At 55.0% G+C, this 15403-nt stretch carries 15 protein-coding genes; 12 read left to right on the top strand and 3 right to left on the bottom strand.

Features of this window, described 5'->3' with window-relative positions; translation table 11 throughout:
• Positions 1 to 178: 178 nt before the first annotated feature.
• The 7 genes from LKD23_RS02370 to LKD23_RS02400 all read left to right on the top strand — a co-directional run bounded on the left by LKD23_RS02370 (position 179) and on the right by LKD23_RS02400 (position 6847).
• Positions 179 to 592, top strand: coding sequence for a sigma-70 family RNA polymerase sigma factor (locus tag LKD23_RS02370; protein WP_015516006.1), 414 nt, complete (start codon positions 179 to 181; stop codon positions 590 to 592).
• Positions 593 to 1143: 551 nt separating this feature from the next.
• Positions 1144 to 1374, top strand: coding sequence for a helix-turn-helix domain-containing protein (locus LKD23_RS02375; protein ID WP_009321998.1), 231 nt, complete (start codon positions 1144 to 1146; stop codon positions 1372 to 1374).
• Between the two features lie 84 nt (positions 1375 to 1458).
• The gene (locus LKD23_RS02380) at positions 1459 to 2676 is read left to right on the top strand and encodes a tyrosine-type recombinase/integrase (RefSeq protein WP_227620178.1); all 1218 of its coding nucleotides are present in this window, start codon (positions 1459 to 1461) and stop codon (positions 2674 to 2676) included.
• Positions 2677 to 2823: 147 nt separating this feature from the next.
• The gene (locus LKD23_RS02385) at positions 2824 to 4035 is read left to right on the top strand and encodes a tyrosine-type recombinase/integrase (RefSeq protein WP_007882176.1); all 1212 of its coding nucleotides are present in this window, start codon (positions 2824 to 2826) and stop codon (positions 4033 to 4035) included.
• Positions 4036 to 5131: 1096 nt separating this feature from the next.
• Positions 5132 to 5323 (top strand): hypothetical protein, encoded by a 192-nt coding sequence (locus LKD23_RS02390; protein ID WP_227620179.1) that lies wholly within the window; start codon positions 5132 to 5134, stop codon positions 5321 to 5323.
• 213 nt (positions 5324 to 5536) lie between these two features.
• Positions 5537 to 6085, top strand: a complete 549-nt coding sequence (locus LKD23_RS02395) for a hypothetical protein (RefSeq protein ID WP_227620180.1) — start codon at positions 5537 to 5539, stop codon at positions 6083 to 6085.
• A gap of 207 nt (positions 6086 to 6292) precedes the next feature.
• Positions 6293 to 6847: a hypothetical protein gene (locus tag LKD23_RS02400; RefSeq protein ID WP_227620181.1), complete on the top strand. Its 555-nt coding sequence runs from the start codon at positions 6293 to 6295 to the stop codon at positions 6845 to 6847.
• A 78-nt stretch (positions 6848 to 6925) separates the two neighbouring features.
• On the opposite strand, the gene LKD23_RS02405 is transcribed toward LKD23_RS02400, so the two are convergent.
• From LKD23_RS02405 to LKD23_RS02415, 3 genes are read right to left on the bottom strand one after another with little or no spacing between them, the layout of a single operon-like run.
• Positions 6926 to 7177 (bottom strand): phage holin, encoded by a 252-nt coding sequence (locus LKD23_RS02405; RefSeq protein ID WP_227620182.1) that lies wholly within the window; start codon positions 7175 to 7177, stop codon positions 6926 to 6928.
• Positions 7178 to 7220: 43 nt separating this feature from the next.
• Positions 7221 to 7901, bottom strand: coding sequence for an Ig-like domain-containing protein (locus LKD23_RS02410; protein WP_227620183.1), 681 nt, complete (start codon positions 7899 to 7901; stop codon positions 7221 to 7223).
• 25 nt (positions 7902 to 7926) lie between these two features.
• On the bottom strand, positions 7927 to 8748 hold the full coding sequence (locus tag LKD23_RS02415) for a hypothetical protein (protein ID WP_227620184.1): 822 nt from the start codon (positions 8746 to 8748) through the stop codon (positions 7927 to 7929).
• Here LKD23_RS02415 and LKD23_RS02420 point away from each other — a divergent pair.
• The 5 genes from LKD23_RS02420 (at position 8735) to glgD (ending at position 15306) form a co-directional block, all read left to right on the top strand.
• Complete coding sequence (locus tag LKD23_RS02420) at positions 8735 to 9136, top strand: hypothetical protein (RefSeq protein ID WP_227620185.1); 402 nt, start codon at positions 8735 to 8737, stop codon at positions 9134 to 9136. The two genes, LKD23_RS02415 and LKD23_RS02420, sit on opposite strands and share 14 nt — an antisense overlap.
• A gap of 248 nt (positions 9137 to 9384) precedes the next feature.
• Positions 9385 to 10407, top strand: coding sequence for a resuscitation-promoting factor (locus LKD23_RS02425; RefSeq protein WP_227620186.1), 1023 nt, complete (start codon positions 9385 to 9387; stop codon positions 10405 to 10407).
• A 286-nt stretch (positions 10408 to 10693) separates the two neighbouring features.
• Positions 10694 to 12916, top strand: coding sequence for a 1,4-alpha-glucan branching protein GlgB (glgB, locus tag LKD23_RS02430; RefSeq protein ID WP_227620187.1), 2223 nt, complete (start codon positions 10694 to 10696; stop codon positions 12914 to 12916).
• 75 nt (positions 12917 to 12991) lie between these two features.
• Positions 12992 to 14185 (top strand): glucose-1-phosphate adenylyltransferase, encoded by a 1194-nt coding sequence (locus LKD23_RS02435; RefSeq protein WP_227620188.1) that lies wholly within the window; start codon positions 12992 to 12994, stop codon positions 14183 to 14185.
• The gene (gene glgD, locus LKD23_RS02440; protein ID WP_227620189.1) at positions 14179 to 15306 is read left to right on the top strand and encodes a glucose-1-phosphate adenylyltransferase subunit GlgD; all 1128 of its coding nucleotides are present in this window, start codon (positions 14179 to 14181) and stop codon (positions 15304 to 15306) included. Before LKD23_RS02435 ends, glgD begins: the two co-directional genes overlap by 7 nt.
• The last annotated feature ends 97 nt before the right edge of the window (positions 15307 to 15403 follow it).

Below are 15403 nucleotides of genomic sequence, written 5' to 3' on the forward strand. Positions count from 1 at the left end.
TCGTTCTATGTAATTCGGTATAATAATGGCTGTTCTTGGCGCGCCAGTTTTCCCCCACGGAAATCTGGCGTTTTTTGTTGCCATTTTTTCGGAGATGACCCGGTTGTCTGCCGGTGTCGGTCTCCACCTCCATTCGATTCACCCGTCAATCACCCGTGAATCGAAATGGAGGTACATAATGAAGAAAATTAACCTTCGGGAACTTTATCCTGATGTTTATACAACAGACTTTTTTGTAGATGTGACAGAGGAAGTAATGGAGACTATTCGAGCAGCTGAACGTGCGGAGGCTGCGTATGAGCGAAAGATGTATCGTTATAAAGCACAGTATTCTCTGGATTGCGAGAATGGCATTGAAAATGCGGTGTTGTTGAAGCCGCAGACACCGGAGATGGTTCTGGAGGAAAAACAGTTTCAGGAGCAGGTCTATGCCGCTGTGATGAAGCTGCCGGAGAAACAGGCAAAGAGGATTTATGCCCGATACTATCTGGGAATGACGGTAAATAAAATTGCCGAAGTAGAAGGTGTAGACCCAAGCCGTGTCCGAGACAGTATCCGCCGTGGATTAAAGCAGCTTGTAAAATATTTTTGATAAAATTTCATTTGATACGCCTGTTTTTTGCCTTTTTTGTCAGTGTTAATAAGAAGGACAAGTTTTCCTCCTTCATCAGTACATTGACAATCGAATAGACAGCACAACAGGTACATAACCCATGTACGAGCGAATATGAAACGCCGCGAAGATGGAGCAGTCAGGGAGGTGATGAAAGAACTGCTTCGGAGCGATCTACGATTTCATAAAACGGATTGTGGCAGATTCGGCGCGATGACTGCATGGGGGCTTAAAGATACTTCCTCACGGCCCGCCAAAGACTTGGGGGGAACCCTGCGGCGCACGAGTAAAACGACGCCGCGGAGTTATGACAACCGCGCCAGCGGAGACCTGTTATGTTCCCATCGTCAGGGTTGCGTGGCAAATGTGACGAGAATTGAGTCATATTGAAATAGGAAGCGACTGCTCTTTTGGGTGGCCGCTTTCTATTCAAAATCAGATACCATGCGCTGGCAGTTTCGGCTGCCAGCGTATTCATGTGATTTTGAAAGCACGATGATAACCTTGACAGATTGGAGGGAATATAGTCTATGGAAAAGCTCATTACACGAAAAGAAGCTGCTGAAATCTTAGGAATCAGCATAGCAACGCTGGATGCCGCCCGTAACAACGGCTTGATCTCTTATGTGCAGTATGTTCAGAATGGCTGTGTGTATTTTACTGCGGCAGGTCTCCAGGAGTATATCGCAAAATGCACGCACAGAGCAAAACCAGTTGAGAGAAGCGCAACTTACCGTAAACCTCGAAGCGGAAGATCGTGAGCCGGTCCGTATCCTTGATGGAATCAGAGAGGTCTGATAAAACAAAGGTACAGCGCTGGAGATTATTCTTAGGAGGTGGAGGAATTGGCAAATAGAAAAATAATACTTCCTCAATATGGCACAGTCATGAAAAGAGGTGTCCTATATTATAGGACCAGAATCAAAGACGCGAATGGTAAGCTCGTAGCTATCTACGCAAAAACACCTGAAGAACTATATAACAAAGAAACGCTTGCGTTGGAACAGATTGAGAATGCTACTTTTCATCGGAAAACGCCCACAGTTGCAGAGTATTGTGAAAAGTGGCTGCTGATGCAGTCGGTTCATGTACGAGCCACTACCTTGACGGATTACACCTCAAAGGTCAGGCGGCATATTATAGCGGAATTGGGAGATAAACGGATGGGAGAGGTTAGTCTGGATGATATTCAACTTGCCCTTGTTCCGGTTTCCAAGAAATCTGCATCGGTTTATAAATCTGTGGTGATCCTTTACAAGTCTATCTTTCACGCAGCGATGGAAAGCAGGATCATTGACCATAACCCAACGATTTATCTGACAACAAAAGGTGGCGGTGTTCCTCAAGAGGAGCGTCAGGCTTTGACAGATGAACAGGTGGAGCGACTTTTGGATGCTATCCGAGATTTGCCGCCTTATGTCTTTGTCATGATCGGTTTGTATGCGGGTCTGCGCCGGGAAGAAATTCTTGCTCTGCAATGGGATTCAGTATATCTGGATACGGATACTCCATATCTGACGGTAAGGCGGGCATGGCATACAGAACACAACAGACCGGTGATTTCGGATGAATTGAAAACCAAGGCTGCGGAGAGAAATATCCCCCTTCCTGTTTGCTTGGCTGAGTGTTTGAAAGCAGCAAAGGAAACTTCGACTTCGGAGTACGTGGTTTCAAACCGGGATGGCGAACCGCTGTCCTACACGCAGTTTAAGCGACTTTGGCAGTATATTGTTACGAGGACGGTCAAGGAGCGGAGCTATTATCGGTATGAAGATGGAAAAAGAGTAAAGCATACTGTCACACCTGTCTTGGGAGAAAAGGCTGCTCATAACGGAAAAGTGGTTTACAGTCTGGACTTTGAAGTAACACCCCATCAGCTGCGGCATACTTACATTACCAATCTCATTCATGCATCGGTAGATCCCAAAACGGTTCAATACCTGGCAGGCCATGAAAGCAGCAAGATTACCATGGACATTTATGCAAAGGTTAAGTACAACAGACCAGATGAGCTGGTCAGATCAATGAACTGTGCGTTTGCAAGCTGGGATGCAGCACAGTAATAACAAATAGGAAATGAAGAAGGAGCGAGGCAAGGATGTCTCGCTCTTTGTTTTACCTCAGCCGTATCTTTGATTAAATCGGGGCTTTCTGATAAAAAGAGAGTGTAGATACGGAGACTACACATTATCAAGAAAGGACGATCAAAGATGGCAAAAAAGAAAACACAGATCCCGAAGTACGGGACCATTACATTGAAAGGAATCCAGTATTACAGAACCAGGATTACGGATGCAGATGGCAAAGAGTTGAGTTTGTATGCCGCAACTTGTGAAGAATTGTATGAGAAGCAGTTAGAGGCCCGGAAGCAGGTGGAAGAAATTATCTTTCACCGGCAGCATCCGACAGTAGCCGAGTATGGCGAGAAGTGGCTGCTGATGCAGTCGGCAAAGGTGTCTGCGTCTACACTCAGAGGTTATACGAGGGATATGACAAACTATATCATCAAACCTCTGGGAGAGATGTATATGGAAGAAGTGACTGCTGACGATATTCGGCTGGCGCTTGTTCCATTGTCAAAGAAATCGGAAGGCTTATACAATAAGGTCAATATGCTACTCAAGTGCATTTTTTATGCGGCAGAGAGAAATCAAATTCTTGAACACAATCCCTGTGCGGGAATATCCGGTAAAGGCGGAAAACCGACAAAAAAGAAGGAAGCATTGACAGATCAGCAGGTAGCCGTGCTTCTGGATACAGTCAAGGGACTTCCTCCATATTTGTTTATTATGCTCGGTTTGTATTCCGGTCTGCGTCGGGAAGAAATTCTTGCACTGCAATGGGATTGTGTATTTCTGGACGAGGATACACCTTATCTATCGGTGAGGCGGGCATGGCGTACAGAGCATAACAGACCCGTGATTTCTACGGTGCTAAAGACTCCGGCGGCAAAAAGGGATATTCCGATACCGAAGTGTTTGGTGGATTGTCTGAGAGAAACGAAAGAAAATTCCATATCAGATTATGTGATTGCTGACAGCAAAGGGGAGCCGCTGGCTGCTTCGCAGTTTCAAAGAGTGTGGCAGTATGTCGTTGTCCGCTCCACTAAGCCCCGGAACTATTATAAGTATGTGAATGGGCAGAGCATCAAATACACGGTTACCCCAACGCTGGGCATGACCCAGAAAAATCAACCCAAAATCAGATATACGCTGGACTTTGATGTAACCCCGCATCAGCTGCGGCACACTTACATTACCAATCTTCTCTATGCTGGTGTTGATCCAAAGACCGTCCAATACCTTGCCGGACACGAAAACAGCAAAACAACTATGGACATCTATGCAAAAGTGAAGTACAATAAACCAGAGGAGCTGTTTGGGGTAGTAAATGGTGCGTTTCAGCAGGCTATTGCTGAATGAAAAAAGACCGTTTTTTATGGTCCGCACACCGGATAACTGAGAGGCAGAAAGCCGGAAAAGCCCGGAGTATCAAGGGAAAACAGCTCAAAAACTCGCGCAATACGGTCTGAAGGCTGCACGTCGTGCACCCCAGTTCAGCAAGCGCTGATTTTACCGATACTGCGATTTTACGGCTCTGCTTCGGCAGAGCCGTTTTTGTTTGTTAGGTGCTTTTCCTGCTGGACTGGGGGGCACGACTGCGCAGGTCTGTCGGTTGCCCCGAAGGGGCGAGACAGACGCGCGTTTCAAATCGTTGCTCAAGCATCGCGTGGGCGGCGGGGCCGCCCCAGCGATGCACCCCAGTTCAGCAAGTGCAACAGCGACGACCGCCGCCAGCGGCGGAAACAGGAAGGAGCTGTTGGGGCTGCGGCCAGCAGGATATGAGGCCCGCTCAAGGGCCGAAATAGACGCTGGGAACCGCAACCCGGGGAAGACTGCCCGGAGATGCGGTTTTAGTAGGGCTGTCATGTCCGTAAAAGTAAACTTTTTTCCAGATGGCTTGATATTTTTGCTGTTTGGCATATAATGAAGGTAGTCAAAGGAAGTTGACTGGTGAGCTCATGACGTTCACAAAAAGCGAACCCCCTCGGAGTTGCGTTCCGAGGGGGTTCTTTTGGGCTTACTTACCCTTGCGGTAGCTGTCAAGCCACTTGCAGATGTAGTACGAAACTACATTTGCTCCGACAGTTACGAGGAAGTTGCAGATAAGTGAACTCATGGCGCTCACCTCCTCTCTGATGCCAGTTTGGAGAAGGGCAGCGATACCAGTATAACACAGCAGCAAAAGGAACGCAGACCTTGTCGAAGCGGGGCAAAAGAGAAAAATCGAACTTCCTTCCTTCCCTCTCTTGACAAAAGCGAAAAAAGAGGCTATTATAGCCAGTAGACAGACAATGGAGCCTGGGGTGTGTTCACCCTAGGCTTTTTTCTTTGGAATGTCTTGGGAAATGCCTCGCTGCGGGCCGATAGAGGGGGTCCGCAGCGAAGAAAACTGGAATGTGGGACCACGGCAGAAAGGTGTCTGCCGGGCCGCAAAAGAGGAAAAGGAGAAGGTATCATGAACGAGAATGTTGATAGTCTGATGATTCGTCTGGTCGGTCTTGCACTGGCTGTTCTGATGATGGCAGGCATGACCATCTATACGGGCCTTTTCCCGAAGGCATCTGCAAAGGCCGCTGATACCCACGCCGCTGTCATCAGCGTGCAGGAGGGCTATGTGGCAGCAGAGGACGTTCAGCAGAACGTCTGAGTGGTTCATTCTTCAAAAATAAGAGAGGCGAAGAGAGAGCTTTGCTTTGTGGAAGTTCCATAAAAATCAGCGATTGTCTTTTCACTTCCTGCGTGAATGGGGGTGAAACCTGCGTGAATGAAGATTGCCGGGGGGGGGTAACATGGTATGATGGAGGTGCGAAGGGAATGGCACCCGAAACGCCAATATTACGAAGCGAAAGGAAGATGTCTTATGAAGAAGCTCAAGAAGTTTGCGGCCCTGCTTCTGGCGGGAGCTCTGGTACTGTCTGTCCTGACGGGATGCGGTAAGAGTGATGCAAAAATCGTGAAGGATGTTTTGAATGCGATGACTCAGGCCGGTGAAGCACATAAGGTGGAAGATGCCGAAGGAAACACAAGAATCTATGAGAATAAAGAACTGGCATCCGAACGCGACAAGATCCTTGCATTGTTCAAAGCAGAAAATGGCAGAGTTTACGATGTGAATAGTGGAAAGAATGCACAAGACTACTTTATCGAGCTTTATGATGAAGATTATAATCTTTATGGAGCGGCTGTCTGCACGTTGCCGAAAGGAACGATTGACTGGAAAAATATATGCACGCAGATGCTGCCGGCGATGTGGCGCTTCTGGGGTAGCGCAGATGATCGAAACTTGGGAGTGTATATTGAAATTCTCCATAATTACAAGATGAGTGATGACCAGAAGGGCGAAACATATATCATTTTTCTGACAAAGCAAGTAACTGAAGATGATGGCAGTGGTATTATTGTTATGTAAAACGCCTCACAGTTGCGACGAATAGAGTCGAAAAGCTTCTGCTTTCGTCAAAATGCCAAAGAAAATCTTGGAGAACTGTGCGCAACTCCGAATCTGCGGAAAAATATTGACAGTGTTTGGTCAGAAAGTGTAGAATGCGGACAAGAGAGACTGCCCGAAAAAGGCAGTCCACAACGGACGAAAACGCAGATAAAGGAGGAATTTTCCATGAAACTGTTCAGGAAGCTCGCGGCCGCCGCACTGGCTGGTGTGATGGCACTGTCCCTGCTGACCGGCTGTGCCCTCGGGGATGCCGCGAAAGAGAATGCGATGCTGAAGGCATTGCAGACAGTGGGCGATTTGTATCAAGTCAAGGTCTCTGAGAGCGACAGCTTGAGCAAGAAGGCCAGCGGCATATTCAAGGCTTTTAAGAACGAAAAGGGAAAAGCTTGGGACATAGATGAGCTGCGGAAGACGGAAGGCTCTTCTGACATCAGTACAAGTGTGACCTATAAAGAAACTGATTATCGGGTTATCGTTCTCAAGATGCCCCAAAATGCAAAGGATTCCACAAAATGGGGTTATCCGGCTGATGCGATTCTTTATAGTTATAGTCTTAATAGATGCATCGAAAAGGATGAAGATGGCAACGACACGCTGAAAGTCGGCTTTGATGTCATGAACGATACCAAGCTGACCGACACGCAGGAAAAGGCCGAAGACTACATGGTCGTCTTTGCAAAGTGTCTGGACAGCGGCACGGGCAGCGGCTCCCGAACCTGATCATTTTCGGATGGGATAACTTTCTCCAATAAAAAAGCAGCGCCCCGGGGCCGACCGCTCCGGGGCGCTGCTGCGTTTTCAGCGTTTCTGCTGCTTGAGGCGGGTCATGAAGTCGTCGGCTTCGATGGCCTCGGGGGTAAAGCTGTTGTTGTTCCACCAGCTGGCGAGGGCGGCGGCGACGGTGAGGCCGCTGGAAATGAGCTGCTCCAGCTGGGCGCTCTCGATGGGCAGGATGGGCTTGCCCACGGCGCTGAGAACCTGATTGGTCAGGGCCAGAGCCAGCGCAGCGGTGCGGGCCAGAGTGGATGCGGAGATGTTGTGATGAGTCATAGGGAGTACCTCTCTTTCTGATTTCATGATATGTGTGTTGTTGTCAGTCGGCTTCCCGCAGCACGACAGTGCCCGCGAAGATGAGGGTGGTGTCGCCGTCGTAGTAGGAGCTGCCGTGGGCGATGTCGATGAAGTCGTTTTCCTCCACCCACCCGGCCTCCACCGAGGGCGGATAGAAGTTGTTGACGGCGGACAGGTACAGCTGATACTCCACGCCTTTTTCCAGCGGAAAACCGCCCATGTCGAGGACGACATCGTTGTAGCCTCGGATGAGTTCCAGCGAGAGGTCCACCAGCGGGGTGGTGGAGCCGTACCGGCGCAGGATGGCCCGCATCTTTCCGGCCACAAAGCCTTTGATGCGGAATTCCAGCGCGCGGAGCAGGAGACCGGACTTTTTGGCGGTCAGGGGCATGGAAAACTCGGCGTGGGAGGGAGCGGCGTCCCACGCGGGGATGCTGCCGCTGGCGTCGTGGGCCGTCTCGATGCGGTAGACGGCGGGGGTCACGGTGACGGTGCAGCTGTCGCTCTTGGTGTCGGAGACGGCGGTGACGACGGCGGTGCCCTTCTTGAGGCCGGTGACGCGGCCTGCCTCCACCGAGACGACGCCCTCCGGCGAAGCGCTCCAGAGCACCGTCTGGTCGGTGGCGTCCGGGGGCGTGATGGAGACGCTGAGGTCGGCGGAGCTGAGCCGGGGCAGCTCCAGAGTGTGCTGGCTCAGAGCCACCTTCTGGACGGGGATGATGTCCGGCTCAGGCAGGGGCGTGGGCGGCGTCCAGCAGCTTGAGCAGAAGGGCTTTTTCCTCGCTGCCCAGCCCGCTGAGGCGGTCGGCGCTCACGGTGTCGGTGGTCAGTGCGCCGGTGGCGGCATCCACCTTCACCACCCGCACCAGCTGGCCCGCCTGCGGCAGGACGGGGCGGGGCGTCGCCCAGACGTCCAGCGCGTTCAGCCGGACCGCGCCGCTCCTGCCGTTGACGCTCAGGACAGCGCCCTCGCTGGGCGCGTAGGAGGCCGCACGCTCGGCAGCGGCCTCTGCCTGTTCGGCATAGCCTGCGGCCAGTGTGGCGCTGGCGGCGGTCTGCTGGGCCGAGGCTGCCGCCTCGCTGGCGCTCTGCTTGGCGTTCTCCTCGCCGGAGGCCGCCCGCTTGGCGGCCTCGGCGGCGGCGTTGGCGCTGGCGACCACCCGGGCGATGAACTGCTCGTAGACCGAGGGCGTCAGCTCCTCGCCCCCGCCCTCGGTGGGGAGGATGTCGTGGACATCGTACTGGCCGGGCCGGGTGTAGGCGGTGTAGCCCTCGCCGTTGGCGGCGGCCAGCATCCACTCGCCGCTGGCCCAGCCGGTGAAGCTGCGGCCCACCCGGACGCGGCCCGCTTCGTCCAGCTCCAAAGGCTCGGCCAGTGTGCCGTCGGCGTGGCGGATGTGGAGGGTGACGATGCACCCGGCCCACTGCCGGGGCAGGGCAAACTCCAGCCAGTCCACGCCTTCGGCCTTCTGCGCGCCCAGATGCAGCCGGTGGGGCTGGGCGAGAAATTCGGTGCCGCCGAAGTCCCGGGCAGTAATGTTGATCTGCATGGTGAAAACTCCTTTCGTTTGGTTTTGCATCTGGCCTGATTGTAGCGCAGAGCGGCAAGGCGTGGGAGAGTACACTTTTTTATTTGGAATTTGGTGGGTTCGGCATTTTGCCAAACGGCATTTTCGGGGAGAAATTACCCCCTGTTTCTGGCCGGAAAATAAGGGAAAAACAGCCCGTAATTTGTGTCGGAAATGGGCCTGTCAAGGCCGGTTTGACGCCGCAAAGATGCTCTGCGATACTGCAAAAAACGGCCCGGAAAGCGCGGTGGAAATGTTAAAAATATATGAACGGATAAGAGCCGAAAATTGCGAAAAAATCGGAGAGAAACCATTGAATTTCATGAAATCGAGTGAAAACTATGTACAGATTGCACAAAAAACTATGTGAAGCAATTATCAAACCCGAGGCCCCCGATTTGACAAAACGGCTCCGGTCTGCTAAAATAACGTCCGCTCAACACACGTTGCAGCGCATAAAATTCATCACGGTGAAGTGAAAAGCCGCATTTGCGGCGCCCGCTGTGCGGGGTAACTGCGCACAGTTTGGCGGGCCTTGAGATACAGGCCCGCTGTCCATTCCAAAATCTGAAAAGAGAGGAGTTGTCTCGTATCGCTTCCGTCAAATTTAAAAAAGCATTGTCTGGCTGCACCCGTGCAGCCTCGTCCCGTGTGCTGGCGTTCTGCGTCATGGCTGTGTGCCTTCTGTTCACGCTGGCCGTGACCGCCGCGAATCTGCGGCTGACCTACGTCACAGACTCCCACGGTGCGCGGCAGGTGGTCCTCACTTCTGAGAGCGACCCCGCCCGCGTTATGAGCCTTTCCGGCATCGAGGCCGAGGAGGGAGACGAAGTCTACTACACTGCCTTCGCCGGCAGTCTGGCATCCCTGAACATCGAGCGTGCCTTCAGCGTCACCATCGAGGCAGACGGGCAGGAATACCCCGTCCGGATGGTGATGGGCACGGTGGCCGACGCGCTGGAACGCGCCGGCATCACGCTGGATGCGGACGACTACACCGAGCCGGCGCTGAGTGCGCGCGTCACGGCGGGCAGCAAGATCGAAGTCCACCGTGTCGAGTATCAGGATAAGGTGGAGACGCAGGCCGTCCCCTATGACACCGAATATGTCTACACCAGCCTCTACTTCCGCAACACCGGCCGCGCCACCACGATGCAGCACGGCGCGGAGGGCCAGCAGACCGTCACTACCCGCGAGCGCTGGGTGGATGGGGAGCTGGAGAACAGCGTCGTCACCGATGTGACCACCACCGTGGAGCCGACCGACCATGTGGTCAAGACCTACGGCGCAGGTGCGCCCGTCTCGCCCCTGACCGGCCCGGACGGCACCACCAACGCCCCCGCCAGCTACAGCAAAGTCCTCACCGGCAAGGCCACCGGCTACTATTCCAAGTCCGGCAAAGGCTCCTCCGGTCTGGGTCTGGGGTACGGCACCGTGGCCGTTGACCCCAGTGTCATCCCCTACGGCACCCTGCTGTATATCACTTCCACCGACGGCAGCTTCGTCTATGGCTACGCTGTGGCCACGGACACCGGCATCGCCGTGCAGGATGGCCGCATCCTCGTGGACCTGTTCTACGAGACCTACGCGGAGTCGGTCATCAACGGCGCCATCAACGTCAACGTCTATGTCGTGGGCTGATGGGCCTAGAGAAAAACTGAAGTAAAAGAATGGAAAAGCATCCGCTCTGTTTTTGTGCCAAATGCGCGAAAACCGGGGCGGATGCTTCTTTTTTGCCCGGAATCTGTCATGTTTGCTGATAATTCTTGTCTAAAATTGGAGATGTTGTATATATAAGAAAAATATCAACGAAAAGATTATGGTATATTTTCCAAGAAAACCCTTGAAAAATCCGACGAAATTCTTTAATATAAGAGAGTAAAAGGCACAGCGCTGCCCATGCGGCCTGTGCGGGGAGGAGCTGTTTATGAAACCGACTGAGGAAAAGACCCACAGCAATCCATCGGATCTTCCGGTGTATTTGTTCAAGCAGGGCAACAACTGTGAAGCATACCGCTATTTTGGCGCACACATCGAGCAGCGGGCCGGGGAGACGGGCGTGGTGTTCCGCGTCTGGGCACCGCACGCGACGGCCATCAGCGTGGTAGGTGATTTCAATAGTTGGAAACCGGGCAGCCACCCGATGCGCAAGGTGGACGGCGATTCCGTATGGGAGCTGTTCATCCCGGGCATGAAGGAATATGACGTATACAAATACTGCGTGACCACCCGTTCGGGCGATCTCGTCTACAAGGCCGACCCCTATGCGTTCCACGCCGAGACCCGCCCCTCGAACGGCAGCAAGGTCTATGACCTGAACGGTTTTGTCTGGCACGATACGGCATGGCAGAGCGCCCAGAAGAAGATGGACGTTATCAACGGGCCGATGAACATCTACGAGATGCACGCCGGCAGCTGGAAGATGAAGGAGGGCGGCCTGCCCTACAACTACTCCGAGCTGGCCGACGAGCTGATCCCCTACATCACCGAGATGGGCTACACCCACGTCGAGCTGCTGCCCGTCATGGAGTATCCTTTCGACGGCAGCTGGGGCTATCAGGTGACGGGCTACTTTGCCCCCACCAGCCGCTACGGCACCCCGAAGGACCTGATGGCCTTTGTGGATAAGATGCACGAGGCGGGCATCGGCGTCATCATGGACTGGGTGCCGGCCCACTTCCCGAAAGACCAGTTCGGCCTGTACAACTTCGACGGCGAGGCCTGCTATGAGGACCCGAACCCCAAGCGCGGCGAGCACAAGGAGTGGGGCACGATGGTGTTCGACTTCGGCCGCAGCGAGGTGCAGAGCTTCCTCATCTCCAGCGCCCTCTACTGGCTGGAGCAGTACCACATCGACGGCCTGCGGGTGGATGCCGTGGCCTCCATGCTCTATCTGGACTACAACCGCAAGCAGGGCGAGTGGGAGCCGAACAAGAACGGCGGCAAGGAGAACCTTGAGGCCGTGGCCTTCCTGCAGAAGCTCAACAACACGGTTCTGGGCCGCCACCCCCACAAGTACATGATCGCGGAGGAGTCCACCGCATGGCCGATGGTCACAAAGCCTGCTTCGGACGGCGGCCTCGGCTTCAACTTCAAGTGGAACATGGGCTGGATGAACGATATGCTCAGCTACATGAAGACCGACCCGCTCTTCCGCGCAGGCAACCACAACAAAGTCACCTTCAGCTTCTTCTATGCCTTCAGCGAGAACTTCGTGCTGCCCATCAGCCACGACGAGGTCGTCCACGGCAAGGGGAGCCTCATCAACAAGATGCCCGGAGATTATGAGGCCAAGTTCGCAAACCTGCGCACCTTCTTCGGCTACATGATGGCACACCCCGGCAAGAAGCTGCTGTTCATGGGTCAGGAGTTCGGCCAGTTCACCGAGTGGAACGAGGCCAAGCCGCTGGACTGGATGCTGCTGGGCTACGACAAGCACACCGAGCTGCAGACCTACGTCAAGACCCTGAATAAATTCTACAAGGACAATCCCGCCTTCTGGCAGATCGATTACAGCTGGGAGGGCTTCCAGTGGATCGTCCCCGACGACTCGCGGCAGAGCGTCGTGGCCTTCCTGCGCAAGGACGCCAGCGGCAAGCAGATCCTCGTGGTCTGCAACTTCAACCCCGTCCTGCGCGAGGGCTATACGCTGGGCGCACCGAACTCCGGCACCTACAAGGAGATCCTGAACAGCGACGACGAGGCGTTCGGCGGCTCCGGCAGCGTCCACAACAAGGCTGTCCGCTCCAAGAAGAAGCCGCTCCATGGCTTCGAGCAGAGCATCACCATCACGCTGCCCCCCATGAGCGTGCTCTACTTTGAGGTGCCTGCAAAGCGCACCCGCAAGACGGCGGAGGACAAGGCTGAGGCCAAGACCGAAAAGGCCGCATCCAAGAAGACCGCGAAGACCGCCAAGGCCGAAAAGGCAGAGGAGAAGACCCCTGCCAAGCGCACCCGCAAGCCCAAGGCAGCCCCGGCGGCAGAAGAGAAAGCTCCTGCCAAGCGGGGCCGCAAGCCCAAGACCGAGGCCGCCCCGGCAGAGGAAAAGGCCCCGGCAAAGCGGGGCCGGAAGCCCAAGGCCGAGAAGGCAGAGGAGGCAAAGCCTGCCCGCAAGCCCCGCGCCAAAAAGGCGGATAAGGCCGAAAAATAAGGCAGACGGACCGACCAACATTGTTGAACCATTTCCACCAAATATCAGGAAATGTTTAAAGGGGAGAATAAAGCTATGGCTAAAGAAATCGTGGCAATGATCCTTGCCGGCGGACGTGGCTCGCGCTTGTACGCGCTGACACAGAAAACGGCAAAACCGGCGGTGTCCTTCGGCGGCAAATACCGCATCGTGGACTTCCCGCTGTCCAACTGCGTAAACTCCAGCATCGATACCGTTGGTATTGCGACCCAGTATCAGCCCCAGAAGCTGAACGAGTACATCGGCAACGGCCAGCCTTGGGACCTCGACCGTCTGTACGGCGGCGTCCACACCCTGCCTCCTTATGAGCAGGCAAAGGGCACCGACTGGTACAAGGGCACCGCAAACGCCATCTACCAGAATATCAGCTTCATCGACAGCTATGACCCGGAGTACGTCATCATCCTGTCCGGCGACCAGATCTGCAAGCAGGACTACGCCGACTTCCTCCGCTTCCACAAGGAGAAGGGCGCAGAGTTCTCTGTGGCCGTCATGGAGGTCGATTGGAAGGAAGCATCCCGCTTCGGCCTGATGGTCGCAGACGAGGACGACAAGATCACCGAGTTCCAGGAGAAGCCCCCTGTCCCGAAGTCCAATCTGGCTTCCATGGGCATCTACATCTTCAACTGGGACGTCCTCAAGAAGTATCTGGAAGAGGACGAGGCAGACCCCAACTCCAAGAACGACTTCGGCATGAACATCATCCCCGCGCTGTTGCGGGATGGCCGCAAGATGTATGCATACCACTTCAACGGCTACTGGCGTGACGTGGGCACCATCGACAGCCTGTGGGAAGCCAATATGGAGGTCCTCGACCCCGAGAACTCCGGCATCGACATCTTCGACGAGAAGTGGAAGATCTACAGCCGCAACCCCGTGCTGCCCGCCCAGAAGATCGGCCCCCGCGCCGTGGTGCAGGACTCCCTCATCACCGAGGGCTGCCAGATCTACGGCCGCGTCGAGCACTCTGTCCTGAGCGCCGGCGTCGTGGTGGAAGAGGGCGCAACGGTGAAGGATGCCGTCCTGATGGATGGCGTCGTGGTCAAGGCAGGCGCAGTGGTCAAGCGCTGCATCCTCGCTGAGAACGTCGTGGTGGGCGCAGGTGCCAAGGTCGGCGGCGACGGCCCCATCGCACATGTCGGCACCGGTCTGACCATCGGCGCAGGCGCTACCGTCAAAGAGGGCGCCAAAGTATTTGATTCCGTCAAGGAGGGCGAGGAAGTATGCTGAGCCAGAACAACAATGCGTTGGGCATCATTTTCCCCAACAGCTATGATAATACCGTCCCTGAGCTTGTGACCGAGCGCGCAATGGCCTCGATCCCCTTCGCAGGCCGTTACCGCATGGTGGACTTTGTCCTGTCCAGCATGGCCAACTGCGGCATCTCCAACGTGTCCATCGTGGTGCGTAAGAACTACCACTCTCTGATGGACCATCTGGGCACCGGCCGCGAGTGGGATATGGCCCGCCGTCATGGCGGCCTGAACATCGTCCCGCCCTTTGCAGAGAAGGGTGTGCGCATCTACTCGGGCCGCGTCGAGGCTCTTGGCTCTATCCTGAGCTTCCTCGAGAACCAGAAGGAGCGCTATGTGGTCATGAGCGATGCCAACATCGCCATCAACTATGACTTCAATGCCCTGCTGGCTGCCCATCAGGCCAGCGGCGCAGACGTCACCGTGGCCTACCAGAAGACCGAGATCCCCGAGGGCCGCAAGAACGACAACTACACCCTGACCGTCGATGCCGATGGCCGCGTGACTGAGCTGCTGTTCAACGACTACCGCCCCGGCAAGCAGAACCTCGACCTGAACATCTACGTCATGGAGCGCCAGACCCTCATCAAGCTGGTCAAGGACGCTGCTGCCCGCGGCCTCATCTACTTTGAGCGCGACATTCTGGCCCACAACGTCAACATCCTGAACATCCATGCTCTGGAATACACCGGCTATGTGGCCCATGTCTGCGACATGAAGAGCTACTTCGACGAGAACCTGAAGCTCATCGACGAGAAGAACCTGAACGCCCTCTTCCCCAAGAAGAGCCCCGTCTACACCAAGATCCGCGACGACAACCCCACCCGCTATGTCACCGGCTCCAACGTCAGCAACTCCCTGCTGGCCGACGGCTGCGTCATCGAGGGCACCGTCGAGAACTGTGTGCTGTTCCGCGGTGTCAAGGTCAAGAAGGGTGCCGTCGTCAAGAACTGCGTCCTGATGCAGGACACCGTGGTGGAGGCTGGCGTCGAGCTTGACTGCGTCGTGACGGACAAGAACGTCCGCATCACCGCCGACAAGAAGCTGAGCGGCACCAAGAGCTTCCCTGTCTACGTTCAGAAGAGCCACATCGTCTGATCGACCTTGAATCTCCCATAGGGGCGGCTCCCTCCCCGGTAGCCCCTCTTAAAGAGGGGCGGGGGGGGGGGGGGGGGGGGGGGGGGGGGGGGGGGGG

Origin of the sequence: Faecalibacterium butyricigenerans, from assembly GCF_020687345.1 — a bacterium.
Classification (GTDB): domain Bacteria; phylum Bacillota; class Clostridia; order Oscillospirales; family Ruminococcaceae; genus Faecalibacterium; species Faecalibacterium butyricigenerans.

Bases quoted from the DNA above. Each gene is read 5' to 3' on its own strand.
- glgD (WP_227620189.1), top strand. From the start codon at position 14,179: ATGCTGAGCCAGAACAACAATGCGTTGGGCATCATTTTCCCCAACAGC.
- LKD23_RS02370 (WP_015516006.1), top strand. From the start codon at position 179: ATGAAGAAAATTAACCTTCGGGAACTTTATCCTGATGTTTATACAACA.
- glgB (WP_227620187.1), top strand. From the start codon at position 10,694: ATGAAACCGACTGAGGAAAAGACCCACAGCAATCCATCGGATCTTCCG.
- LKD23_RS02400 (WP_227620181.1), top strand. From the start codon at position 6,293: ATGAAACTGTTCAGGAAGCTCGCGGCCGCCGCACTGGCTGGTGTGATG.
- LKD23_RS02415 (WP_227620184.1), bottom strand. From the start codon at position 8,748: ATGCAGATCAACATTACTGCCCGGGACTTCGGCGGCACCGAATTTCTC.
- LKD23_RS02385 (WP_007882176.1), top strand. From the start codon at position 2,824: ATGGCAAAAAAGAAAACACAGATCCCGAAGTACGGGACCATTACATTG.
- LKD23_RS02375 (WP_009321998.1), top strand. From the start codon at position 1,144: ATGGAAAAGCTCATTACACGAAAAGAAGCTGCTGAAATCTTAGGAATC.
- LKD23_RS02420 (WP_227620185.1), top strand. From the start codon at position 8,735: ATGTTGATCTGCATGGTGAAAACTCCTTTCGTTTGGTTTTGCATCTGG.
- LKD23_RS02390 (WP_227620179.1), top strand. From the start codon at position 5,132: ATGAACGAGAATGTTGATAGTCTGATGATTCGTCTGGTCGGTCTTGCA.
- LKD23_RS02395 (WP_227620180.1), top strand. From the start codon at position 5,537: ATGAAGAAGCTCAAGAAGTTTGCGGCCCTGCTTCTGGCGGGAGCTCTG.
- LKD23_RS02435 (WP_227620188.1), top strand. From the start codon at position 12,992: ATGGCTAAAGAAATCGTGGCAATGATCCTTGCCGGCGGACGTGGCTCG.
- LKD23_RS02405 (WP_227620182.1), bottom strand. From the start codon at position 7,177: ATGACTCATCACAACATCTCCGCATCCACTCTGGCCCGCACCGCTGCG.